The 23,945-nt window shown below is 63.5% G+C and carries 22 protein-coding genes and 1 riboswitch; of the genes, 9 read left to right on the forward strand and 13 right to left on the reverse strand.

The window, feature by feature from the left end; translation table 11 throughout:
- Positions 1-19 precede the first annotated feature (19 nt).
- The 4 genes from NKJ89_RS22590 to NKJ89_RS22605 all read right to left on the reverse strand — a co-directional run bounded on the left by NKJ89_RS22590 (position 20) and on the right by NKJ89_RS22605 (position 3,107).
- A complete protein-coding gene (locus NKJ89_RS22590) occupies positions 20-319 on the reverse strand; it encodes a CcdB family protein (protein ID WP_352605739.1) in 300 nt (99 codons plus the stop codon).
- Entirely contained in the window at positions 319-561 is a 243-nt protein-coding gene (locus tag NKJ89_RS22595; protein ID WP_031261359.1) for a type II toxin-antitoxin system CcdA family antitoxin, read from the reverse strand. The genes NKJ89_RS22590 and NKJ89_RS22595 overlap by 1 nt, the downstream gene beginning before the upstream one ends.
- Before the next feature lie 79 nt (positions 562-640).
- A complete protein-coding gene (locus tag NKJ89_RS22600; protein ID WP_352605741.1) occupies positions 641-2,461 on the reverse strand; it encodes an ABC-F family ATP-binding cassette domain-containing protein in 1,821 nt (606 codons plus the stop codon).
- Position 2,462: 1 nt separating this feature from the next.
- Positions 2,463-3,107, reverse strand: a complete 645-nt coding sequence (locus NKJ89_RS22605; RefSeq protein WP_352605743.1) for a thiamine diphosphokinase — start codon at positions 3,105-3,107, stop codon at positions 2,463-2,465.
- 87 nt (positions 3,108-3,194) lie between these two features.
- A riboswitch (TPP riboswitch) is annotated at positions 3,195-3,309 on the forward strand.
- Between the two features lie 43 nt (positions 3,310-3,352).
- On the opposite strand from NKJ89_RS22605, the gene thiB reads away from it, so the two are divergent.
- The 4 genes from thiB (at position 3,353) to NKJ89_RS22625 (ending at position 8,703) form a co-directional block, all read left to right on the forward strand.
- Positions 3,353-4,351 carry a thiamine ABC transporter substrate binding subunit gene (thiB, locus tag NKJ89_RS22610; RefSeq protein ID WP_352605745.1) on the forward strand — a complete coding sequence of 333 codons (999 nt, stop codon included), beginning with the start codon at positions 3,353-3,355 and terminating at the stop codon, positions 4,349-4,351.
- A gap of 236 nt (positions 4,352-4,587) precedes the next feature.
- Positions 4,588-6,207 (forward strand): thiamine/thiamine pyrophosphate ABC transporter permease, encoded by a 1,620-nt coding sequence (gene thiP, locus NKJ89_RS22615; RefSeq protein WP_352605747.1) that lies wholly within the window; start codon positions 4,588-4,590, stop codon positions 6,205-6,207.
- Entirely contained in the window at positions 6,200-6,976 is a 777-nt protein-coding gene (gene thiQ / locus NKJ89_RS22620; RefSeq protein ID WP_352605749.1) for a thiamine ABC transporter ATP-binding protein, read from the forward strand. Before thiP ends, thiQ begins: the two co-directional genes overlap by 8 nt.
- Positions 6,977-7,233: 257 nt before the next feature.
- Complete coding sequence (locus NKJ89_RS22625; RefSeq protein ID WP_352605751.1) at positions 7,234-8,703, forward strand: M48 family metalloprotease; 1,470 nt, start codon at positions 7,234-7,236, stop codon at positions 8,701-8,703.
- 40 nt (positions 8,704-8,743) lie between these two features.
- Here NKJ89_RS22625 and NKJ89_RS22630 read toward each other — a convergent pair whose 3' ends face one another.
- Positions 8,744-9,607: an RNA polymerase factor sigma-32 gene (locus NKJ89_RS22630; RefSeq protein WP_023762875.1), complete on the reverse strand. Its 864-nt coding sequence runs from the start codon at positions 9,605-9,607 to the stop codon at positions 8,744-8,746.
- Positions 9,608-9,934: 327 nt separating this feature from the next.
- Here NKJ89_RS22630 and NKJ89_RS22635 point away from each other — a divergent pair, with 327 nt between their 5' ends.
- The 3 genes from NKJ89_RS22635 to NKJ89_RS22645 all read left to right on the forward strand — a co-directional run bounded on the left by NKJ89_RS22635 (position 9,935) and on the right by NKJ89_RS22645 (position 12,303).
- Positions 9,935-10,708: an amino acid ABC transporter substrate-binding protein gene (locus tag NKJ89_RS22635; protein ID WP_023762876.1), complete on the forward strand. Its 774-nt coding sequence runs from the start codon at positions 9,935-9,937 to the stop codon at positions 10,706-10,708.
- Positions 10,709-10,846: 138 nt separating this feature from the next.
- Positions 10,847-11,527 (forward strand): amino acid ABC transporter permease, encoded by a 681-nt coding sequence (locus tag NKJ89_RS22640; RefSeq protein ID WP_031261363.1) that lies wholly within the window; start codon positions 10,847-10,849, stop codon positions 11,525-11,527.
- Positions 11,524-12,303 carry an amino acid ABC transporter ATP-binding protein gene (locus NKJ89_RS22645; RefSeq protein ID WP_352605753.1) on the forward strand — a complete coding sequence of 260 codons (780 nt, stop codon included), beginning with the start codon at positions 11,524-11,526 and terminating at the stop codon, positions 12,301-12,303. The genes NKJ89_RS22640 and NKJ89_RS22645 overlap by 4 nt, the downstream gene beginning before the upstream one ends.
- Before the next feature lie 64 nt (positions 12,304-12,367).
- Here the strand turns inward: NKJ89_RS22645 and NKJ89_RS22650 are convergent, their stop codons facing one another.
- The 6 genes from NKJ89_RS22650 to NKJ89_RS22675 all read right to left on the reverse strand — a co-directional run bounded on the left by NKJ89_RS22650 (position 12,368) and on the right by NKJ89_RS22675 (position 20,427).
- Positions 12,368-12,949, reverse strand: a complete 582-nt coding sequence (locus NKJ89_RS22650; protein WP_352605755.1) for a CarD family transcriptional regulator — start codon at positions 12,947-12,949, stop codon at positions 12,368-12,370.
- Between the two features lie 365 nt (positions 12,950-13,314).
- Positions 13,315-13,653, reverse strand: a complete 339-nt coding sequence (gene fdxA, locus NKJ89_RS22655; RefSeq protein WP_023762879.1) for a ferredoxin FdxA — start codon at positions 13,651-13,653, stop codon at positions 13,315-13,317.
- A gap of 231 nt (positions 13,654-13,884) precedes the next feature.
- Positions 13,885-14,271, reverse strand: coding sequence for an RNA-binding S4 domain-containing protein (locus tag NKJ89_RS22660; protein ID WP_352605757.1), 387 nt, complete (start codon positions 14,269-14,271; stop codon positions 13,885-13,887).
- A gap of 15 nt (positions 14,272-14,286) precedes the next feature.
- Complete coding sequence (locus NKJ89_RS22665) at positions 14,287-17,694, reverse strand: helicase-related protein (protein WP_352605759.1); 3,408 nt, start codon at positions 17,692-17,694, stop codon at positions 14,287-14,289.
- A 709-nt stretch (positions 17,695-18,403) separates the two neighbouring features.
- The gene (gene phbB / locus NKJ89_RS22670) at positions 18,404-19,129 is read right to left on the reverse strand and encodes an acetoacetyl-CoA reductase (protein ID WP_352605761.1); all 726 of its coding nucleotides are present in this window, start codon (positions 19,127-19,129) and stop codon (positions 18,404-18,406) included.
- Between the two features lie 113 nt (positions 19,130-19,242).
- On the reverse strand, positions 19,243-20,427 hold the full coding sequence (locus tag NKJ89_RS22675) for an acetyl-CoA C-acetyltransferase (protein WP_352605763.1): 1,185 nt from the start codon (positions 20,425-20,427) through the stop codon (positions 19,243-19,245).
- 305 nt (positions 20,428-20,732) lie between these two features.
- Between NKJ89_RS22675 and phaR the strand changes: the two genes are divergently transcribed.
- On the forward strand, positions 20,733-21,344 hold the full coding sequence (phaR, locus tag NKJ89_RS22680) for a polyhydroxyalkanoate synthesis repressor PhaR (protein WP_023762886.1): 612 nt from the start codon (positions 20,733-20,735) through the stop codon (positions 21,342-21,344).
- Positions 21,345-21,418: 74 nt separating this feature from the next.
- Here phaR and NKJ89_RS35775 read toward each other — a convergent pair whose 3' ends face one another.
- Both NKJ89_RS35775 and NKJ89_RS35780 read right to left on the reverse strand, forming a co-directional pair.
- On the reverse strand, positions 21,419-21,982 hold the full coding sequence (locus NKJ89_RS35775; RefSeq protein ID WP_502904147.1) for a citrate synthase: 564 nt from the start codon (positions 21,980-21,982) through the stop codon (positions 21,419-21,421).
- Positions 21,919-22,623, reverse strand: a complete 705-nt coding sequence (locus NKJ89_RS35780; RefSeq protein WP_502904148.1) for a hypothetical protein — start codon at positions 22,621-22,623, stop codon at positions 21,919-21,921. The genes NKJ89_RS35775 and NKJ89_RS35780 overlap by 64 nt, the downstream gene beginning before the upstream one ends.
- A gap of 93 nt (positions 22,624-22,716) precedes the next feature.
- Here NKJ89_RS35780 and NKJ89_RS22690 point away from each other — a divergent pair, with 93 nt between their 5' ends.
- Positions 22,717-23,805, forward strand: coding sequence for a citrate synthase/methylcitrate synthase (locus NKJ89_RS22690; RefSeq protein ID WP_352605765.1), 1,089 nt, complete (start codon positions 22,717-22,719; stop codon positions 23,803-23,805).
- The last annotated feature ends 140 nt before the right edge of the window (positions 23,806-23,945 follow it).

Consider the following 23,945-nt stretch of genomic DNA (forward strand, 5'->3'; position numbering starts at 1 on the left):
GGCGCCGGCTGTGGTGCGCTCAGAAGCCTTGGAACAGCATGTCGAGTGCGGCGACGATGTCGTCGTGGTGCTTCATAAGGTTCAGTCGACTTTCGCCTAATTCACTGGCAGGAACGGTGGCAATCAGATGTGTTGCCATAACCAGCTTTCGACCGTTGATCTCAAAGATCGGATGAAGCTTTCGCATCGGCGGTGGAACAGTCGCGATCGGCAGAAGCGGGACGACCGCCCGCGTTTTGAAGTAGTCGAGGAGCTCGGACTGACCGTCGAGCAAATAGCGGCCCTCGATTTGATCGCCGAAGACATCATAGCGGGGCATCAGAATTGCCGGTACTCTTCCAGCGGAATGCCCTGTTTTTCGACATAGTCATTCCACGCGTCCATGGTGGCGCGGTTCTCAAGTTTCCATAGGCGCGCTTTTTCGGCCGCCACCGCTTCCGCGATGCCAGCCTCTGCAGCGCGAGAGACATTCACGTCAAGGCCCTTGGCTTCCCGCATGAGATTCGAATCGATCGATAGATTTGCTGGCTGACGGGTCGCATTCACGGCAATCTTACGCATAGTAGCCTCCGCAACATGCGCATAATATATGCGCATTTTCGCGTCGCTGCAATAATCAGAAGGTGCTGATGCGGTGAGACTACCCTTCCATCTCTTCGCGCAGCATCTCCAGTTCCAGCCATTCCTCCTCCAGTGCTGCCAGCGTCGCGCGCTCCTTGTCGAGGGCGGCGATGGTTTTCTGGAACGAGGCTGGATCACGCTCGTAATAGGCCGGATCGGCGATGTTGTTCTCGAGCCTAGAGATCGACGCCATCACAGCTTCGATTTTCTTGGGCAGCGATTCCAGCGCGAATTTCTGCTTGAACGACAGTTTCTTCGCCGGCCCCTTTGGCGTTGTGGACTCGCTCTTGCCTGGTGCGGGCGCTTCACCGTTTTCGGCCTTCGCCCGTGCCTTGCGGTCGTCCAGCCTGGTGCCGCCGCGCTGCGCCAGCATGTCGGAATAACCGCCGGCATATTCGATCCAGCGGCCGTCGCCATCCGGCGCGATCAGGCTGGTCACGGTGCGGTCGAGGAAATCACGGTCGTGGCTGACCAGGATGACCGTTCCGGCAAACCCGGCGACCAGTTCCTGCAGAAGCTCCAGCGTCTCCATGTCGAGATCGTTGGTCGGCTCATCGAGAACCAGAAGGTTTGCCGGCCGGGCCAGCACGCGGGCCAGCAAGAGCCGCGCTCGCTCGCCGCCGGACAGTTCTCGCACCGGCGTGCGCGCCTGCTCCGGCTTGAACAGGAAATCCTTCATGTACGAGACGACATGGCGCTGCTCGCCATTGATGACGAGGTTTTCGCCGCGTCCGTCGGTGAGATACTGCGCCAAGGTCTCCTGCGGGTCGACCGCCTCGCGCTTCTGGTCGAGCGTGGCGATTTCCAGATTGGTGCCGAGCCGCACCGAACCGACATCGGGCTTCATCTCGCCGGTCAGCATCTTCAGCAGCGTCGTCTTGCCGGCACCGTTCGGCCCGACTAGGCCGACCCGATCGCCGCGCTGGATGCGAGTCGAAAACCCCTTGACCACGGTGAGATCGCCAAAGCTCTTCTCGATATTCTTGGCCTCGATCACCAGCTTGCCGGATTCTGCGGCATCGCTGGCCACCATAGTGGCCGATCCTTCGGCCCCGCGATGGCCGCGAAAACGCTGGCGCATGGTCTGCAATTCGCCCAACCGGCGCATGTTGCGTTTGCGCCGCGCCGTCACGCCATAGCGCAGCCAGTGCTCCTCACGCACGATCTGGCGGCCAAGCTTGTGCTGCTCGCGCTCTTCTTCCTCCAGCACCAGGTCGCGCCATTCCTCGAAATGACCAAAGCCCTTGTCCAACCTGCGGGTCTGGCCGCGATCGAGCCAGACCGTGGCGCGTGATACACGCTCGAGGAAGCGGCGGTCGTGCGAGATGACGATCAGTGCAGACGAGGTGCGGACGAGCTCCTCCTCCAGCCATTCGATCACGGATAGATCGAGATGGTTGGTCGGCTCATCGAGCAGCAGGATGTCGGGTTCGGGCGCCATGACGCGGGCCAGGGCGGCGCGCCTCGCCTCGCCGCCGGACAGGTCGTTCGGCCGCTCCTCGCCGGACAAGCCGAGATGCTCCATCAGATAGCTGGCGCGGTACGGGTCGTCGGCGGGGCCAAGTCCGGCCTCCACATACGCCCGGACACTGGCAAAACCCTCCATGTCGGGAATCTGCGGCAAATAGCGTATGGTCGCCGAAGGCTGGCGGAACACCTCGCCGTCCTGCGGCTCGATCAGGCCGGCGGCTATCTTCAGCAGCGTCGACTTGCCCGACCCGTTGCGGCCGACCAGCGCGATCTTGTCGCCTGCCGACGCCGTCAAGGCGGCACCATCGAGCAGCGGCGTGCCGCCGAAGGTCAGTTTTATACCGTCGAGATTGAGAAGGGGCGGGGCCATATCAGCTTTCAGGCAAGGGATAGGGATGGGCGAGCAGTATCGCGCGGCCGTGGCCCAGCGCGATTTCGAGGCGGCCCCTGACCTCATTGGAAATGGTCAGCGACGAGCCAAACGCCACCTCGACGTGGTTCAGCGGCCATTTGGCGCCGGTGACGGTCAGGCCGGCGAGTTGGGAAAAGCCGAGCACCGAAAACAACGTGCCGTCGGCATAGTCGAAGCCAGCCTTGCCGTGGAGCAGGGGGACGCCCTCCTGCGCGCCGCTGGTTAAAAGCACATCCGTCCCGGCCTCGGCCAGCCGCAGGGCCAGCGCCAGATGCAGGAAGGCGTGGTCGGCGCGCTTGCCGCCGAAGGCGCCGGCGAGCACCAGGCTGGTCGCACCGAGCTCCAGTGCGGCGGCGATGGCCAGTTCGCCATCGGTCTTGTCCTTTTCGGCCGGGAAAGTCCGGCGGGGGACAGTCGCGAGATCGTCCGGCAGATTGGCCGGCACGGAATCGAAATCCCCCACCCACAGTTCCGGGACAAGGCTGAGCAGCCGCGCATGGCCGATGCCGGCGTCGGCGGCAATCACCCGGGAGCCTTCGACCTGGCGGTCGAGCCGTGGCGTGCGGATGAGGTCGCCGCCAAGCAGGATGGTGAATGTGCTCATATCGTGTGGCCCTTACCAGCCAGGCGCCGGAAACGGAAGGCGGCAAACTCGCACTTGCGTGGAGGATCGGCCCGGCCTATGTGTCGAAACGCTCTAACGGGGTGCCGGACGCGATCTTCGCGGACCGGCTGAGAGGCAGTCTCGCCAACCCGCTGAACCTGATCCGGTTTGTACCGGCGGAGGGATTAGACGTTTCGGACAGTCCGACGCCTCAATTCCTTTCAATTCGAACGAAGGAGGCGCCGATGCGCACGCTCTTATACGCTCTTGTCTCAGCCATGACCTTGGTCTTGTCCGGACCGGCCTTGGCCAAGGACAAACTCACCATCTACACCTATGAAAGCTTCACCGCCGACTGGGGTCCGGGTCCCGTGGTGAAGAAGGAATTCGAGGCCGAATGCGGTTGCGATGTCGAGTTCGTCTCGGTCGCCGACGGCGTCGCGCTGCTCAACCGCGTCAGGCTGGAAGGCGCATCGACCAAGGCTGATATCGTGCTCGGCCTCGACACCAATCTGACCGCCGATGCCAAGGCCACCGGCCTGTTCGCACCGCATGGCGCGGTGGCGGACGTCTCTGTGCCAGGCGGCTGGAGCGACGACACTTTTGTCCCCTTCGATTACGGCTATTTCGCTGTCGTCTACGACACCGAGAAGCTGAAGAGCCCGCCGAAAAGCCTGAAGGAACTGGTCGACGGCAGCGCCGACGACAAGATCGTCATCCAGGATCCGCGCACCTCGACACCGGGCCTTGGCCTGCTGTTGTGGGTCAAGTCTGTCTATGGCGACAAGGCGCCGGAGGCCTGGGCCAAGCTGAAGGCGAAAGTGCTGACCGTGACGCCGGGCTGGAGCGAGGCCTACGGACTGTTCACCAAGGGCGAAGCGCCGATGGTGCTGTCCTACACGACCTCGCCGGCCTACCACATGGTCGCCGAGAAGACAGAGCGCTACCAGGCTGCCTCTTTCGAGGAGGGTGAATATCTGCAGATCGAGGTCGCGGGCATCACCACGACAGGGGCCAAGAACCCGCTGGCGGCAAAGTTCATGGCCTTCATGACAGGGCCGAAATTCCAGGATGCCATCCCCGAAACCAACTGGATGTTCCCGGCCGGGAAGACCGACAAGCCGCTCAACCCGGCCTTCGACAAACTGGTCAAGCCGACCAAGACATGGTTGTTCAGCCCCGAGCAGGTCGCCGCCAACCGCAAGGCCTGGGTGGATGAGTGGCTGACGGCGATGAGCAAGTAGGGCTCAGCCACATCGGATGTTTGCGCCAAGCCACCCCCCTCTGGCCTACCGGCCATCTCCCCCTCAAGGGGGGAGATCAGCTGCTTTGCTGGCGGCTCGTCCCCGGCAACGTCGGAGGTTGGCGAAGGCATGGGTAACGGCTAATCTCCCCCCTAGAGGGGGAGATGTCCGGCAGGACAGAGGGGGGCGCGACGGAGCGCAATCCTCGCTAAGAACCTCAAGTCAGGTGGCCCAGCGTGCAACGCGCGTCTGACCCCCGCATCACAGCTGGCATCCTGGCGCTCGCCGCCATCGCGCTGCTCATCGGCGGCGCATTTGCCGGCCTGTTTTTCGAAGGCGGCCACGACCTCTCTGGCGCCTGGGCAGCCTTCGATCCCTATCTCCTGCGCGTCGTGCGCTTCACGCTCTGGCAAGCGGTATTGTCGACGCTGCTCTCCGTCGTGCCTGCACTGTTCGTCGCACGCGCTATGTCGCGGCACCCACGCTTCTTCGGCCGCGCCTTCATCCTGCAACTGTTCGCCGTACCGTTGGCGCTGCCGGCCATCGTCGCGGCACTCGGCGTGCTGGCGCTTTATGGCCGCGCCGGCTATTTCGCCGGCGTTCTCACGGTGATCGGCGGCGGAAGCTGGCCGGGCATCTATGGCCTGTCCGGCATTCTCGTCGCCCATGTGTTCTTCAACCTGCCGCTGGCGACGAGGCTGTTCCTCGAGGCGCTGCAGACCATTCCATCCGACCACTGGCGGCTGGCGAGCCAACTCGGCATGGCAGCACGGCCGGCGTTCCGGCTGATCGAATGGCCAACGCTGCGTGCGGCATTGCCGGGTGTCGCCGGGCTTGTCTTCATGCTCTGCATCACATCCTTCACGATCGTGCTGACGCTCGGCGGCGGGCCGGCCGCGACGACACTGGAGGTCGGCATCTACCAGGCGCTGCGCTTCGATTTCGATCCCGCGCGGGCGGTGACGCTGACGCTGCTGCAGATCGCCTTGACCTTTATCATGGTGCTGGCCCTGACGCGGCTTGGCGCCAATGTGGTCGGCGACACCAACCTGCCAGTTGCCCAACGCCGCTATCTCTCCGTCAATAGGAGCGAGAGCTGGCTGAACGCCATGCTCATTGCCTTGGCGCTGCTGTTCGTCGTCGGGCCGATGGCAGCGACGGTGACGGCCGGGTTGAGTGCCGACCTCGGCCGGCTGGCCGGTGAGGCCACTGTCCGACAGGCTGCTCTGACCAGTGCGGTGCTGGCCTTGCTGTCTGCACTGCTCTCGGTGATGCTGTCGCTGGCGCTGACCATGGCACGGCGGGCACTGGCGTTGAAACGCCGGGCTGGCCCCCGGACAATGCTTGAGCATGTCACGGATACAGGCGCCGGCTTTGTCCTGGTCGTGCCGCCGATCGTCATCGGCGCCGGCTGGTTCCTTTTGCTGCGCCATGTCGGCGACGTCTTCGCCATCGCCCCGGTCATGGTCGTCACCGTCAACGCGGTGATGGCGATGCCGTTCGCCCTGCGCGCCGTCCGTCCCGCCTACGATGCGGCCAGCGAGCGTCACGAACGGCTCTGCGCACAGCTCGGCATTGCGGGCTGGAACCGGTTGGTGCTGGTCGACTGGCCGTCGCTTCGGCGGCCGCTCGCCACCGCCTTCGCTTTCGCCATGGCCCTTTCGCTCGGCGACCTCGGCGTCATTGCCTTGTTCGGCAGTGATTCCGTGCAGACATTGCCCTACCTTCTCCTGGCGCGCATGGGCAGCTACCGCACCGCGGATGCCGCCGGCCTGGCACTGCTGCTCGGCCTCGTCTGCCTCGCGCTGATCGTGGCGGCGCACTGGCTGGGAAGGGAGAGGGTCCGGGATGCTTGATGGAGAGGCCAGCGGGCTTAAAAAAGGCGCGCCTGTGCGGCTGGACAGGGTGTCGTTCAGCTACGGCGAGATGCCGCTCGTCTTCGACGTCGAGTTCGCCAAGTCGAAGATCACCGCCATCATGGGGCCGAGCGGGTCGGGCAAGTCGACCCTGCTCAATCTGGTCGCCGGCTTCGAGGCCCCACAGTCGGGCCGCGTGCTGATCGGCGGCGCCGACGTCAGCGCCGACCCGGCCTCTGCGCGGCCGGTATCGATGGTGTTCCAGGAGAACAATCTCTTCGCCCATCTTTCCGTCGAGCAGAATGTCGGGCTCGGCCGCTCGCCAGCCTTGCGGCTGACCGAGGCGGACCGCGCCGCGATCGCCGAGGCACTTGTACGCACCGGTCTCGGGGGCAAGGAAAAACGCCTGCCACGCGAACTTTCGGGTGGGGAACGCCAGCGCGTCGCATTGGCCCGCGTTCTGGTGCGCGACCGGCCCGTGCTGCTGCTCGATGAACCCTTCGCGTCGCTCGGGCCCGCTTTGCGCGACGATATGCTGGATCTGGTCGCCGCCGTTCATGCCGAGCGTGGCATGACGGTGCTGTTTGTCACCCACCAGCCTGAAGACGCTCGCCGTATCGGCGAGCACGTGGTGTTTCTCGACAATGGGATGGTCGCGGCAATCGGCAAGGCAGATGATTTCTTCATCGGGGCTGGTCCCGAAGTGTTCCGGCGCTATATCGGCGGGAGTGGCGGTGTATCACGAGATATTGCCCGGAAGCGGACATAATTTACGGTCAAACCGGCTCCAGGTGATGTGGCGCTTGCTTGCCATGACTGGAGGAGTGTGGCTAGGTCCGCCCTACTGGTCCGGCACAGGACGTGATTTGCCTGCAGCATCCGCCGCCCGCCCGAGGGACGTGCAACGGATGCTGCAGCAGTTTAAGATAGCGCATGACGTGTTCCGAAGATCGCCCCCGGTTTTCGTGGTTATGCGCCGGGACCCGAAAGGAAACCGTTCTGGCGATCGGCGTTGATAGACTACGAATGAATCCGCTGGCGCGTTTTCTTGCGCTGGCCGGTTTTGCCGTGGCGCTGGCGAGCTGCCAGATGTTCATGCCGCCGGAAGTACAGGAGTCCGGCTTCCAGCCTTCCGACAAGCCGATCACGGTCGACAACGTTGGCGCCAACAACAAGCTCGCCGAACTGGCCAAGGCGCAGCACCCGCGCATCCTGGCGACTTATGGCGGCGAATATTCCGACCCCAAGCTCGAGCGCATGGTCGCCAAGGTGGTCGGCAATCTGACGGTGGTGTCTGCCAACCCGACGCAGACCTATCGCATCACCATCCTGAATTCGCCCAACGTCAACGCGTTCGCGCTGCCGGGCGGCTATCTCTACATCACCCGGGGCCTGCTGGCGCTGGCCAATGATTCGGCTGAGCTTGCCGCTGTCATCGCCCATGAAATGGGCCACGTCACCGCCAATCACGGCCTGCAGCGCCAGCAGCTGGAGGCCGAGGAGGGCCTGGCGACGAAAGTGGTTTCCGATGTGCTGGGCGACAGCCCGACCGCCAAGGCGGCGCTGATCCGCGGCAAGCTGCGGCTGGCGCAATTCTCGCGCAACCAAGAACTGGAAGCCGACGCCATCGGCATCAAATCGATCGGCGAAGCCGGCTATGATCCTTTCGCCGCCGGCCGCTTCCTGCAGTCGATGTCGGCCTATACGGACTTCCGTTCGATCAGCGGCGCCACCGATGCCAGCCTCGACTTCCTGGCCACGCACCCCAACACGCCGCAGCGCATCGATCTGGCGCAGCGCCATGCCCGCCAGTTCGGCGCGCCGGGCGTCGGCTCGCGCGACCGCGATTCCTTCCTCGCCGGCATAGACGGCCTGCTGTATGGCGACACGCCTGAAGAAGGCTATGTGCGCGGCGAAACCTTCCTGCATCCGGGCCTCGGCGTGTCCTTCTCGGTGCCGCAGGGTTTCATCATCGACAATTCGGCGGCCGCGGTGACGGCAACCGGTCCCGGCGATATGGCGATCCGCTTCGATGGCGTCTCGATCGACAAGAACCGCGCGCTGACCGATTATATCCGCAGCGGCTGGGTGGCCGGTCTCGACGACAGCAGCGTTAGGCAGGAGACGATCAACGGCAACGAGGCGGCGACGGCGCATGCCGGCGCTGAAGGCTGGCAGTTCGACATTGCCGTGATCCGTGCCGGCGGCCAGGTCTATCGGCTGTTGACTGCGGCACCTTCGGCCAGCACCTCGCTGGATGCGGTCGCGCGTTCGGTCAGTGGATCGTTCCGTATCCTGAGTGCTGCCGAAAAGGCCGCGTTGAAGCCACTGCATATCCGCGTCGTCACCGTCCAGCCGGGGCAGACGATGGGTTCGCTTTCGGCTCAGATGGTTGGCGTCGATCGCAAGCTCGACCTGTTCCGCGTGCTCAATGCTCTGTCGCCGGGCGCCGCGGTTTCCGCCGGCGACAAGGTCAAGATCGTCACCGACAAATAAGCGCTCGCTGCAAATTCATTTGCTGAACGTCTGTTACGGATCAGGCGGCAGTCGCCATGAACTCCGGGTTCTGCTTCACCAACGCCACCTTGAGCTTTTCCATGGCGCGGGCCTCGATCTGGCGGACACGTTCCTTGGAAATGCCGAGCGTCTCGCCGAGCGCTTCGAGTGTCGCGCCCTCGTCATTCAGCCGGCGCTCCTCGATGATCCTCAACTCCCGTGCGTTGAGCGCGCGCAGCGCCTCCCTCAGCCATAGCGAGCGGCGCGCGACATCGATCTTGTCTCCGACGATCTCGTCGGGTAGCGGATCGTCGGAGACCAGGAAGTCCATGCGCTCGGTCGAACCCGCATCATCGGCAACCGGCATGTTTAGCGAGGAATCGGGTGCCGACAGGCGCGAATCCATCATCGCCACATCGGCTTCGGAGACGCCGAGTGTCTCCGACACTTCGCGGTATAGGGTCGCGTTCGACAGCGGCTCGGCGCCATTCGCCAGCCGTGCGCGCAGGCGGCGCAAGTTGAAGAACAGCGCCTTTTGGGCCGAACTGGTGCCGCCGCGCACAATCGACCAGTTGCGCAGGATGTAGTCCTGCATCGAGGCGCGGATCCACCACGTCGCGTAGGTCGAAAACCGCACCTCGCGCTCCGGCTCGAAGCGGGCTGCGGCTTCAAGCAGGCCGACGTGGCCCTCCTGGATCAGATCGCCGAGCGGCAGGCCGTAGTGGCGGAATTTCGAGGCCATGGAAATGACCAGCCGCATGTGGGCGACGGTGATGCTGTGCAATGCGTTCTGGTCGTTGTCCTCTTTCCAGAGCAATGCCAGGCGATGCTCTTCGTCACGTTCGAGGTAGGGAGCCTTCATTGCCGCGCGAACCATGATCCGTCCTGCCGTGTCTTCCATCATGAGGCGCTCCCTGGCTCAGGCGATGCGGATGACTTTGCAAACTTGGCTGGCGCCCGGTTGAAATGGCGGCGTCGTGCCCTAGAACTGCCAGAACGTGCGGTACGCCGGAAAGGTTCCCTGGTTGTTGCCGGGCGGATCAGGTTGCTTGAACGATGTCTGCAGGACCGGTGACAGCCTCGATCGCCGCCAAGAAACGCCATTTGGAGAATCCAATTTCAGAAACGTGTAATTTTCGAAATCCGGTTCCTTATTTTCTCACCTCGCATCTGGCAGTTTCCAGCGCTCACGCAATGCCGGATATCCGGCCAAGGACGGGATCACAGAAAAATGAAATGGCTGAAGTCGCTCATTATCGCCGGAACGCTGCAGGCTCTGGCTGTCACCGCAGGCAATGCCGGCGCCAATCTCGACCAGATCAAGCAGGCCGGGGTCATCAAGGTCGGCACGGAAGGCACCTATGCGCCATTCACCTATCATGACACTTCCGGCGCCCTGGTCGGCTTCGATGTCGAAATCGCCAAGGCGATCGCCGACAAGCTCGGCGTCAAGGCCGAGTTCCTCGAAGGCAAGTGGGACGGGCTGATCGCCGGCCTCGACGCCAATCGCTATGACGCCGTCATCAATGAAGTCGGCATTACCGACGCCCGCAAGGCCAAGTACGCCTTCTCCGATCCTTACATCGCCTCCAAAGCAGTGCTGATCGTGCGCGGCGACAACACCGACATCAAGACGTTCGCCGATCTCAAGGGCAAGAAGTCGGCGCAGTCGCTGACCTCGAATTTCGGCAAGCTGGCCGAAGCGAATGGCGCCGAATTGGTCGGCACCGATGGCTTCGACCAGTCTATCCAGCTGCTTTTGACCGGCCGTGCCGACGCCACCATCAATGACAGCCTGTCGTTCCTCGACTTCAAGAAGCACAAGCCCGACGCCAATGTGAAGATTGCCGCGCAAGAAGAAAACGCTGACTATTCCGGCGTCATCGTGCGCAAGGGCGATCCGGAACTTGTAGCGGCGATCAACAAGGCGCTGGCTGACATCAAGGCCGATGGCACCTACCAGAAGATCGCCGATACCTATTTCGGCCAGGACGTTTCGAAGTAAGCTTGTGAGGTGGGGCCGGTCTCTGGCCCACGAGACATATGAAGCGGCGAGCCGTCTTTGACCGGCCGCCGCTTTTGTCGTGATATGTCTGACGCATTCACGCCTTGATGAACCGCCTCGACCATTGGAGAATCTTACGTGCCGCACTGGCTGCAACTGATGCTGGAGTCACTGCCTTCGCTGTTGTGGGCGGCGCTGATCTTCACCGTTCCGCTGACGCTGTTGTCCTTCGCTCTCGGCTTGACGGTCGGCCTGGGTGCTGCGCTCGCCCGGCTGTTCGGACCGAAGCCCCTGGTCGCGCTGGTGCGCTTCTACGTCTGGATTTTTCGCGGCACGCCGCTCCTGGTTCAGCTGTTCCTGATCTTCTACGGCCTGCCGTCGGTCGGCATTCTGCTCGATGCCTTCACCGCGGCGTTGATCGGCTTCACGCTCAACATAGGCGCCTACACGTCGGAGATCATCCGCGCTGCGATAGGCTCGGTGCCGAAGGGCCAGTGGGAGGCTGGCTATTCGATCGGCATGACCTGGAGCCAGGCGATGCGGCGCACCATCCTGCCGCAGGCCGGCCGGGTCGCGGTGCCGCCGCTCTCCAACACTTTCATCTCGCTGGTCAAGGACACGTCGCTGGCGGCCGCGATCACCGTGCCGGAAATGTTCCAGGCGGCGCAGCGCATCGTCGCCACCACCTATGAGCCGCTTATCCTCTATGTCGAGGCGGCGATGCTCTATCTGGCGATGAGTTCGGTGCTGTCGGCCTTGCAGACGCGACTGGAAACCCGGCTCAACCGCTATGGCGGCTTCCTGGAGGCGCGCTCATGATCGGCCTCACCAACATCGAGAAACGCTTCGGCGACAACCTTGTGCTGAAGGGCGTGACGGTCACCATTGCCGAAGGCAGCGTTACAGCGCTGGTCGGGCCTTCAGGCGGCGGCAAAAGCACCTTGCTGCGCTGCGTCAACCTTCTGGAGATCCCGACTTCGGGCACGGTGCGCATCGGCGACGAGGCGCTGGAATTCCAACCCGGCGTCAGGGTTCCGGCCAGGGATATCCAGCGCCTGCGGCTGCAGACCGGCATGGTGTTCCAGAACTTCCAGCTGTTTCCGCATCGCACCGCGATCGAAAACGTCATGGAAGGGCTGGTGACGGTGCTGAAATGGCCGCCGGAGAGGGCACGCGAGCGGGCGCTCGCCCTGCTGGAAAAAGTTGGGATGGTGCACAAGGCGGACGCTTGGCCGGCGACGCTGTCGGGCGGCCAGCAGCAGCGCGTGGCGATCGCGCGTGCCTTGGCGCCGTCGCCGAAGGTTCTGCTCTGCGACGAGCCGACCTCGGCGCTTGACCCGGAACTGGCGCAAGAGGTGGTCGACGTGCTCGGCAAGCTCGCCAGCGAAGGCACGACCATGGTGATGGCGACGCATGATCTGCGCCTCGCCTCCAAGATCGCCCAGGAAGTGGTGTTTCTCGATGCCGGCGTCATCGTCGAGAAAGGGCCGGCCGCGCTGCTGTTCGGCAATCCTGAGAAGCAACGGACGAAGCGGTTTATTGCGACGCTGAAGCAGGAGGCGGAGAAGGAAAGTGGCGGCGATGGATCGCTGTAGCTTCATCGTCCCAATGAAAACCCGGCGCGAGGCCGGGTTTTCATGAAATTCAAAGGCGAAAAGCTCAGGCAGCTTCTTCTTGCTCGGCTTCCTCATTGTCAGCCTTGGCGCTACGCTTAGGACCCTTGTTGAGGTTGACCTCGATCAGGCGCACGGCTTCGGTTTCCGACATGCGATTGACGGCCGCGATCTCGCGGGCCATGCGGTCGAGCGCTGCCTCATAGAGCTGGCGTTCGGAATAGGACTGCTCCGGCTGGTTGTCGGCGCGGTAGAGGTCGCGCACAACTTCCGAGATCGAGATCAGGTCGCCGGAATTGATCTTCGCATCATATTCCTGGGCGCGGCGCGACCACATGGTGCGCTTGACCCGGGCGCGACCCTGCACGACCTTCAGCGCGCGCTCGACATAGTCCTCTTCCGACAGCTTGCGCATGCCGATGGAGGTCGCCTTGGCGACCGGCACCTTCAGGCGCATCTTGTCCTTCGAGAAGTCGATGACGAATAGTTCCAGCTTATGTCCAGCAACTTCCTGCTCGTCGATCGACACGATCTGGCCGACGCCGTGCGCCGGGTAGACGATGTACTCGCCGGTCTTAAAACCGTGACGCGCAGCGGTGGACTTTTTCTGCGGGGTGATCGTAGCCATTACGCCCTGAACTCCTTGTTGTGGTACCGGCGTCCTGCCGGCCCGAACTCGCGCGATCGGGGGAGCCGATCGTTTGCCGCACAACAGATGACCCACCGGAAAAGCCGGACCGGCAAACGCAATATTGCGACCGCCTGGCCCAGATCGCTCTGGTCCGGAATGGGATTTTCACCTTTCAGTGATTTGGGGCGTCTGCGCCATAAATCGACGTGTGTCACCGGCATATTTGGCTCATGTAACACAAAAAGTCGGAAGAATCAAGGTTTTGCTGCATAAGCGAACGCCACAGGTCAACGCCGCCTGTCAAGGCGGTTAATGTGACGTGCCCCTTACCCCGCGTAATTCAGGCCTTTGCGGCCGTGTTGTCAATCGCCTTCGCCGGGCTCGGGCGAGAAGTATTTCTCGAACTTGCCGGCCTCGCCGTCGAAGGATTTGGCGTCGGCCGGTGGCTCCTTCTTGGCGGTGATGTTGGGCCATTTATCGGCATATTCGGTGTTGATCTGCAGCCACTTGTCGAGCCCCGGCTCGGTGTCGGGCTTGATCGCGTCGGCCGGACATTCCGGCTCGCAGACGCCGCAGTCGATGCACTCGTCGGGATGGATGACGAGCATGTTCTCGCCTTCGTAGAAACAGTCGACCGGACAGACCTCGATGCAGTCCATATATTTGCATTTGATGCAATTGTCGGTCACGACATAGGTCATCGGTCGGCTCCGGTACGTCCCATTTTTGTTGGGCTTTTTCCGTCAGGTAACGCCTTTATCGGCCACTTGCAAGGGTAGCGATTGCGGGTGGTGCCGGTGTTTCGGGAATGGAATACCAGACGGCAGGCCCGGCGGAAGTCAGCCATCCCGCGAAACGTCTTGATTGCCGGGTTCAGTTCTGCCTCAGGCGTGTCGTCGGCCCATTCCCGCTGCGTGTTCCTGGATGTCAGTTCAGTCTTCGCCGAGCAAGCGGTCGGTCTGGCGGCGTTCCTTCTTGGTCGGGCGGCCGCTACCGGCCTCGCGCAGCCCCGGAATTGCATCAGGAGGGGCGTCGCCCTTCGGCGCGGGCGGTGGCGAGATATCTTCGTACAGCGTACGGGCCTCTTCGGCCGGGCCGCGTCGAGCACCGGCGCCAAGTACCTTCCAGACGAAGATGCGCCGCTCGAGGGTGATGGTCAGCACGTCGCCGGGCTTGACCAGATCGGAGGCCTGCGCTGCTTTGTCGCGATTGATGCGCACGCGGCCGGCGACCACCAGTTTCGCTGCCAGCGAGCGTGATTTCACGGCGCGCGAGAAGAATAGCCATTTGTCGATGCGCTGGCGGCCTTCGACGACCATCGAGGCGAGCCAGGTCTACTTCTTCAGCTGGTCGCGCAGAGCGGCGAGCTTGGCAAAAGGCGAGTCAGGATCGAAGCGCACCGGGCGTTCCTCGCGCGGCTTCGGCTGGAAAGCCGGCTTGCTGCCTTGCGCACCCTTGCCGTCCGGCCTGCCGCCCTTCCAGTCGGACCGGCCTTCGCGGCGGTCCGACCGATCGCCTTGGGGGCGGCCGTCACGCCGCTGTTCTCCTTCGGCCTGTGGCTTGGGCTTGAACTTCGAACGGTCGAAGCGCGGCTTGCCGGCGCCTTCGCGCCGTCCTTCATGGGCCGGACGATCGCCAGGTGGAACTGCGGCTGGGGCGCCGACAGCATCCACAGGCGCATCGCTACGGCCGCGCCCTTGCCCGTTGCGCGGGCGATTGTTCCTGCGGCTGTCGTCGCGGTTGCGCGGGCGCTGTTCGAAGCGACCCTGACGCCACAACAGTATGGGCTTTGGCGCTTCGGCTTCCGGGGCGGGTTCGCTGCTGGCGGCCGCTTCAGCCGCCGCTGCAGGTTCGTTTGGCGCGGCGTCCGTTGCGGGCGCGGCATCTGGCGTCAGCTCGGCCGGTGCGGCTTCAATCTCGGCAGCTTCAACCGCTGCCTGTGGTTCAACCGGCGCAGGTTCGGCGGCCTCTGCAACAATCTCGGCTTCGTCCTGCGCGGTTTCGACTGGAGTGTCCGCCTGTTCTGCCACATCGGGCACAGTAGGTTCTGCGGCGGCGTCCGCGATGATTTCGGCAGGACTTTCGGCCGGCTTGTCCGAAACGGCCACTGCGTCCGATGCCGGCTCCGAACCTTCGATCGCTGCCTCCGCGGCCGCGTCAGTTGCCGCGGCTTCTGCCGCCTTGGCCTGTTCGGCACGTGCCGCCTCTTCCGCCGCCAGCTTGGCAGCGGCAGCTTCGCGCGCGGCATTGTCCTGTGCTTCGAGCCGCGCCTTCACCTCGGCCGGCGGCTTCGGCTCGGCGCGGTAGCCCAAGCCTTTCAGGATTTCTTCCATGTCGTCGGCGGTGGCGCCGAGGATCGACATCATGGGCGGCGTCACCATGAAGGACTGTCCGTCATAGGCGCCATCCGGGCGTTGCCCGAGACCTGGCTTCCAGTTGGTCGCGGGGCGGATCAGGTCGGCCAGCCGTTCCAGGATGTCGATGCGCACAGCGCGGCGGCCGAGATTGCGGTAGCCGGCCAACTTGTAGAAGGTCTTGTCGAAGGCAGGATCGATGACCACCGATGTGCGGCCGGAAGCGAGCGCGTGAACCACGTCGCCAAATCCGGGCTTGTCCTTGCCGTCGTTTTTCAACGCCCAGAGAAGCGTCACCAGTCCGGCGGGCGCCGGCTTGATCAGCGCCGGCACGAAGACATGGTAGGCGCCGAAGCGCACGCCAAGCCGGCGAAGGGCGGCGCGACCTTCCTGGTCGAGCGACTTCATCTCCTCGGCGATGTCGCGGCGGTTGATGAGACCGAAATTCTCGACCAGCTGGAAGGCGATGCCGCGGCCGATGCCGGAAATCTGGTCGGCATTCTTAAGGTCGACCAGCGGCTTCAGCAGCGATTCGATCTGGAAATTGACGAACCGCTCGGCACGCGCGGCGACCTTGTCGCGTGCCGGGCCAGTCAGTTGTTCGTCGGCCAGCAACACCAGCCGCGGCTTCAGCGCGTCTTCGCCGGAAACCAGCGTGCCGATCGGCGCGCCGATCCAGCGCAGCGTGCCGTCCGAGCCAAGCGCGATGTCGCCATTGGCTGAAGCGCCGAAGCGCTCGGCGCGCGCCTCGAACTCGGCGGCCAGCGCCTTTTGGGCGGCGGTGCGCACGGCCTTGGCGTCTTCGCCGCCGACGGTCTGGTCGGCGGTGAAGCGGAACCCTTGCAACTCGCCGACATGGTGGCCTTCGACAAGGACGGTTCCGGTAGGACTAATTTCGGCTTCAGGCATGGTATTTTCTCTAAGGCGCCGCATGAGGACGGAAGTCCTGCGGTCTACGAAGCGTTTCGTCAACCGCTCATGCAGCGCATCCGACAATCTGTCTTCGATTTCGCGCGTCTTTTCCTGCCAGTGTGCCTGATCGGCCAGCCAACCGGGCCGGTTCGACACGAATGTCCAGGTGCGGATCTGGGCAATGCGATGCGACAGCGTGTCGATGTCACCCTCGGTGGTGTCGGCGCGGCGCACCTGCTCGGCCATGTAATTCTCGTCGACATGGCCATGCCGCGCAAGGTCCGTGTAGATCGAAGCAACGAGGTCTGCATGCTGGGCCGGCGCGATCCTGCGGTAATCGGGCAGCGCGCAGGCCTCCCACAGCAGCGCCACGCGTTTGGCATTGCTGGCAAGAGCGCGGATGTCTTCGTCGCGCGACAGATATTCAAGCGCCTGCGCGTCGACCGCAGGCAGCGCACGCGTCAGCCCTTCGACCGGGGCATTGGTTTCGATCGAGCGCTTCAGCGCATCGAGGCTGGCGAAGTCGAAACGCGCGGTTCGCCATTGCAGCACCTTCACCGGATCGAAATCATGGCCTTCGATCTTCTTGATCAGTTCCTCGTCCAGCGGGTCGACCTGGCCGGTTACGCCAAAGGTGCCGTCGCGCAGATGCCGACCGGCGCGGCCGGCGATCTGGCCAAGCTCGGCCGCCGCCAGGTTGCGATACTGATAACCATCGAACTTTCGGTTCTGGGCGAAAGCGACGTGATCGAGATCGAGGTTGAGGCCCATGCCGATGGCGTCGGTGGCAATGAGATAGTCGACATCGCCCGACTGGAACAGCGCCACCTGGGCGTTGCGGGTGCGTGGGCTGAGCGCGCCGAGCACAACTGCGGCACCGCCTTGCTGCCGGCGGATCAGTTCGGCGATGGCGTAGACCTCGTCGGCGGAGAAGGCGACGATCGCCGTGCGCCGCGGCAGACGGGTCAGTTTCTTGGAGCCGGCATAGGCAAGATGCGACAGCCTCGGCCGCGTCACCACAGAGACGCCTCTCAGCAGGCGCTGCAAAATGCCGTGCATGGTGGCGGCACCGAGCAGCAACGTTTCCTGACGGCCGCGCAGATGCAGGATGCGGTCGGTGAAGATGTGGCCGCGTTCGAGGTCGCCGGCAAGCTGCACCTCGTCGATGGCGACAAAGGCGGCATCGGTCTCGCGCGGCATGGCCTCAACGGTGCAGACCGAATATTTCGCGCCCGCCGGCTGGATCTTTTCCTCGCCGGTGATCAGCGCGACCTTGTGGGCGCCAACCTTTTCGCAGACGCGGGCATAGACCTCGCGCGCCAGCAGCCTGAGCGGGAGGCCGATGATACCACTCTCGTGTGCCACCATGCGCTCGATGGCGAGATGGGTCTTGCCGGTGTTGGTGGGCCCAAGTACGGCAGTCACGTCGCGACCCGAAAGGATCAGTGGCTCAGTGTGTTTCGGCTGGATGTTCATTGATCCGGAAATAAGGCTTCTGGCCTCTGGTTGTCGGGAGCGTGCCTCAACTGGCGCGTATGACAGGGGACACATAGGGATTTCGGGCGAGAAGCGAAAGCGGAATGTTCCGCCGGCGGCTAGAAGGGGTCTTTGTCAAGCTCTCAATCGGCTGCGGATTAACGGATAGAACGAGTCTGGAACGAATCGGCGACGAATCAGTGACTCCTGCAGATTCAGCTTTTGTTCACGGCTACATGTGGGTTTCGCGACCACCGAACGCACCACATGCTGAATCCCCGAACTGGCCCGTTTCATGCTAGGAGGGCTATGACGTTAACCTTTGCCCATGAGCGATCATGAAGGCTTGGCGTCCCTCGCCCAACGGCATGAAATTGTTGATCTTTCCTAACCAACGTTAAGGATTGGGCTGGCGATTCAGGTCGCCATCGTTAACTTTCCGGTCAAAGCCAGAACGAATCGGAGACGAATCGGCGATGGCATGATTTTCTTGGTTTGTTCACCCCAATACCTAGTGTTGTAGACAGGTTTTCCACCAATTATCCACAGGCTTGGGAACAGGTTTCGCACAGGGCAGCGGCCGGCCGTTAACCTCTGCGTGCCGGATTGGGTCAGCGACCGACGAGGATATCTCGAAAAGATCAGGCCGGCAACGAAAAACGGGCCGGCGTACCGGCCCGTGGAGCTGTCCGCCTGCATCGCCGCGTCGTCAGGCGAAATACTGGCCGCCATTGGCTGTGATAGTCGAGCCGGTGATGAAGCCGGCATCTTCGGAAGCCAGGAAAACGACGCAGCGCGCGATCTCCTCGGGCTCGCCGAGGCGGCCGACGGGGATTTGCGGGATGATGCGCTCGTTGAGCACCTTCTCGTCGATCGCCTTGACCATCTCGGTGGCGATGTAGCCGGGGCAGATGACATTGACGGTGATGCCCGCGCGCGCCCCCTCTTGAGCCAGAGCTTTGCTGAAACCGATGTCGCCGGCCTTGGCGGCGGAATAGTTGACCTGGCCGGCCTGGCCCTTCTGGCCGTTGATCGAGGAGATGGTGATGACACGGCCGAACTTACGGTCGCGCATGCCGCTCCACAGCGGATGCGTCATGTTGAAGACGCCCGACAAATTGGTGTCGATGACCTCTTTCCACTGCTCGCGCGTGATCTTGTGGAACATGGCGTCACGGGTGATGCCGGCATTGTTGACCAGCACCGAGACGGGGCCGAGATCGGCCTCGACTTGGCTGATGCCGGCGGCGCAGGCGTCATAGTCGGCGACCGACCATTTGTAGACCGGAATGCCGGTCTCGGCCTTGAATTTCGCCGCCGCTTCGTCATTGCCGGCATAGTTGGCGGCAACCGAATAGCCGGCGTTCTTCAATGTGATCGAGATCGCCGCGCCGATGCCGCGCGATCCGCCCGTGACGATTGCTACCTTGGTCATGAAGTTCCTCCTCCCTAGAGTTTTTCGTGAATGGTCAATAGTGAATGGTGAATGGTCGAAGACGGACGGCTACCCGCCATTCACCATTTGCCACTCACCATTCACTCTTTTTCTCAGATTGCCTCCACGCACATGGCGACGCCCATGCCGCCGCCGATGCAGAGCGTAGCGAGGCCCTTCTTGGCGCCGCGCCGGCGCATCTCGAAGACCAGTGTGTTGAAGATGCGGGCACCTGAGGCGCCGATCGGGTGACCGATGGCGATCGCACCGCCGTTGACGTTGACGATCGAAGGATCCCAGCCCATATCCTTGTTGACGGCGCAGGCTTGCGCCGCAAAGGCTTCGTTGGCCTCGATCAGGTCCAGATCGCCGACCGACCAGCCGGCCTTTTCCAATGCCTTGCGCGAGGCGGGAATAGGTCCGGTGCCCATGATCTGCGGATCGACGCCGGCGGTTGCCCAGGACACGATACGCGCCAGCGGGGTGATGCCGCGCCTCACTGCTTCCGCTTCGCTCATCAGCACAGCACCCGCGGCGCCGTCATTGATGCCGGAGGCGTTGGCGGCGGTTACCGTGCCGTCCTTGTCGAAAGCCGGCTTCAGCTTGGTCATGGCGTCGATCGTGGCGCCGTGACGGATGTACTCATCCTGGTCGACAATGGTGTCGCCCTTCTTGCCCTTGATGGTGACGGCGACGATCTCGTCCTTGAATTTGCCGGCCTTCTGCGCGGCCTCGGCCTTGTTCTGCGAGGCCAGTGCGAACTGGTCCTGGTCGTCGCGGGTGATCTGGAACTGGCGCGCGACGTTTTCGGCGGTGTTGCCCATGTGATAGCCGTTGAAGGCATCCCACAGCCCGTCCTTGATCATGGTGTCGATCAGCTTGAAGTCGCCCATCTTGACGCCGGCGCGCAGGTGCTGGGCATGTGTCGAAAGCGACATCGATTCCTGGCCGCCCGCGATGATCACCTTGGCGTCGCCGGCGGCGATCTGCTGCATGCCGAGCGCAATGGCGCGCAGCCCCGAGCCGCAAACCTGATTGAGGCCCCAGGCCGTGGTTTCCTTGGGCAGGCCGGCATTGATCGATGCCTGGCGGGCCGGGTTCTGACCCTGCGCCGCGGTCAGCACCTGACCAAGGATGACCTCGTCGACCTCGCCTGGTTCGACACCGGCGCGCGACAGCAATTCCCTGATGACGACGGCACCGAGCTCATGTGCCGGGGTGGCGGCGAAGGCGCCGTTGAAGGAGCCGACCGGTGTGCGTGCGGCGCTGGCGACGACGATGGAATTGGCAGAGGTCATTTTCTTCTCCGGACTTCGAGCTGTCGTATTTTTGGGCGTTGTTGGCGACTTTTCTTGCCCTTTCCATGATCCAAGTCAAACCGGAAATGGGCATGGCGCCCATGCGTCACAAGCGGGTCGTGCTTCGCCGGGGCGGCAGTTCCCTCATTGCTGCGCAGCATATTTTGGCCGCTATGCAGCATTTAGTGATCCCGCACTGCACAAACTGCTTGGAATTGTGAGGCTTTTGCGCATATCCTCAAAAAAGGCACAATCGTTATCGGCGGCTTACTCAGAGGCCCGCCGGTGTCCCCGGGAGGATGTAGATGGCCGCGAAAGACGATCCGATCATCATCAAGAAATACGCCAATCGCCGCCTCTACAACACCGGCACCAGCACCTATGTGACGCTCGAGGACCTCGCCGAGATGGTCAAGAAGGGCGAGGAGTTCACCGTCCAGGACGCCAAGACCGGTGACGACATCACGCATCCGGTGCTGACCCAGATCATCTTCGAACTGGAGAACAAGGATGGGCAGAACATGCTGCCGATCCCGTTCCTGCGCCAGCTGATCGCCTATTACGGCGACCAGATGCAGATGATCGTGCCGAGCTTCCTCGAACAGTCGATGCTCGCCTTCTCCAAGGAGCAGGAGCGCTTTCGCGAGCAGATGAAGGGTGCGCTCGGCAAGTCGCCGCTGGACATGATGAAAATCACCACGCCAATCAAGGCGCTGGAGGAGCAGACGCGCCGCAATATGGAAATGTTCCAGAATGCGATGCGTCTGTTCACGCCGTTTCCGCCCGCGGGCTCCGCACCAGCCGCTACGCCAGCGTCCGAGCCGGCCAAGAAGGAAACGCCTGACAAGCCCGACGACCTGCAGGAGCTGAAGGACCAGATCGCAGCCATGCAGCGCAAGCTCGACACGATGTCTTGAGGCGTTCGGATTGAAACAACGGCACATCGGATCGCTGCCCGTCCCACTTTTCCGAAGACCGGTACCCTTCGGCCCTATGGCAGCACTCCCACATAACGGCCGCGGGGCCTGATAAGGCCTCCGCTAGTTATCTGTTCGACCGTATGCGCGGCCCAGCCGACGCTGCGTGCGAGTGCGAACAGGCGGAACGGCGCATCGCGCGGCAAGCCAAGGCTGCGCGTCAGCGCGACCAGGGCAAAGTCAATGTTGGGAAGCGCACCAGTCGCGGCATGGGCCGCGTCGCACAGCGACGATAATGTGCCGTCGACCTCGACTACCGACAGCAGCGCTTCCGCCCGCGGATCGCCATCGGGATAGAGCTGATGACCGAAGCCCGGCAGCGGTCGATCATGACTGAGCCAGCGCCGGATCGTCGCATCGGCGCCGTGCCGTGCCGCATCCTCGGCCAGTTGCATCACCGCCTCGCCGGCGCCGCCATGACGAGGGCCTGACAGTGTCGAGAGCCCCGCGAGCAGGCAAGCGGCCAGCGGCGCGCCGGTCGAGGCCGCGACGCGCGCGGCGAAGGTCGACGCGTTCAGTTCATGATCGGCAAGCAGGACAAGCGCGCGGCGGATCGCTTCCGCGCCGCCGGCACCCACCGACCAGTCGTGCGCCAATCGCCCATGGACCGGACCTGGACTGGCGCGGGCCGCCCCCCACCCCCCTCGAGTGCCCCCATCACTCCCTGTGGGGGGCGTGGGGGGGGGCGCCCGCCCCCGCCCGCCCCCCCAAACACGCCGACAGCGTGCACGGCGTCGGCATGCAGCGACGCGGCATTGCGCCCGAGAGATGAGCGTTCCTGGCCGGCAAGCATGGCAAGTTGCGCAAAGGCCGCGGCTCGGCTGTCTTCAAGGGGTGCATCCGGCAACTGCGCTTCGAAAGCCACCGGTCCAGGCAGATCCCATAGCACTGCGGCTGCTTCTTCCAGTGTCGCATTCGCGGAAAGCGCAACGGCGTCCTGGCCACGGTAGACAAGGCGACCGTGCGAGACGGTCGAGATCGCCGTTACGATCGATGGCTCGCCCCAGGCAATGGCGCTTTCGGCGATGGCCGAGGCGCTTCTTCCGCGCGCCCTCCGGGTCGCCAGCGCCGCTATGTCGTCGGCACGATACTGGCTGCGGCGCGGATCGGCGCGGTCGGGCCGCATGCCGATGCGCCCACGGCTGACATAGGCGTACAGCGTCTGCGCCCGCACCTGGAGACGCTCAAGCGCTTCTTCTCGCGACAGCCACTCGGACATATCGAACTCTCATATTGATTCAATTGATCAAGATTGATGACCATGTTGCCCAGCCTTATCTCCGATCCCCAAAAGCTTCAAGGAGACAAGGCTATGGCGAATGGGCTCGATGATGTTGTGGCGGCGGAAACTGTGCTCTCCGATGTGGATGGTCTTGGCGGTCGTCTGACGGTCCGGGGTCATTCGCTGCCGGAACTGGCCGGCCGCTGGAGCTATGCCCAGGTGGTTCGGCTGCTGCTGGATGGCTTTTTCGACAAGCTTCCCGATGATGCGGAGCTGACGCGGGCTCTGGGTCAGGCGCGTGCTGATGTGTTCGAGCGGCTTGCGCCCTCGCTGCCCTTGCTGGCATCGCTCGATGTCTACAGCGCCATGCGCGCCGGCATGGCGCTGCTGCCGGACGACGACACGCTGACGGACGCCTTGCTGCTGATCGCGGCGCCGGCGGTGCTGACGCCGGCCCTGCTGCGCCTGCAGCGCGGCGAGGAGGCGATCTCCCCGGACAGCCGGGGCGATCACGCCGCCGACATGTTGCGGATGCTGAGTGGCAGCGTCGCCTCGCCAGGGCTGGCGATGGCGCTCGACACCTATCTGGTGACGGTCTGCGATCACGGTCTCAATGCATCGACCTTTGCGACACGCGTGGTCGCGTCCACGCAGGCCGGGCTGACTTCGTCGGTGCTGGCCGGGCTTGGCGCACTCAAGGGGCCGCTGCATGGCGGCGCGCCCGGCCCTGTCATCGAGATGCTGGATGCAATCCAGGCGCATGGCGATGCGGCCGGCTGGCTGCGCGACGCGGTCGCGCATGGCGAGCGCATCATGGGCTTCGGACATCGCATCTACCGCGTGCGCGATCCGCGTGCCGATGTGCTGAAAGCGGTGGTGCGGCAACTCGGCGGCGAGGGCGAAGCCGGCCGCCGGTTGGCGTTCGCGGAGACGGTGGAGCAAGCGGCGCTCGACGTGCTGCGGGTTGCGAAGCCGTCGCGCTCGCTGCAGACCAATGTCGAGTTCTACACCGCGCTGCTGCTGGAAGCGGCGGGCTTTCCCAGCCAAGCCTTCAGCAATGTCTTTGCTGCCGGGCGTGTTTCCGGCTGGATTGCGCATGCGCGCGAGCAGCAGAAAACCGGTCGGCTGATCCGCCCGCAGTCGCGTTATGTCGGGCCGGTGCCGGACCTGGTTGCCTGAAGATTGTTTCGCTTGCGGGGAAGGACGGGGCGATTTGGCTTACGTCCTGCTGCAGCGGCTCATGACAAAAATGTCATCTCGCCGGACAAATCTGGCCGCTGTTATTGCGTCACATTGGGCATATATGCTGCACTGCAACA

The sequence above is a fragment of the Mesorhizobium sp. M0047 genome (assembly GCF_040323315.1).
Classification (GTDB): domain Bacteria; phylum Pseudomonadota; class Alphaproteobacteria; order Rhizobiales; family Rhizobiaceae; genus Mesorhizobium.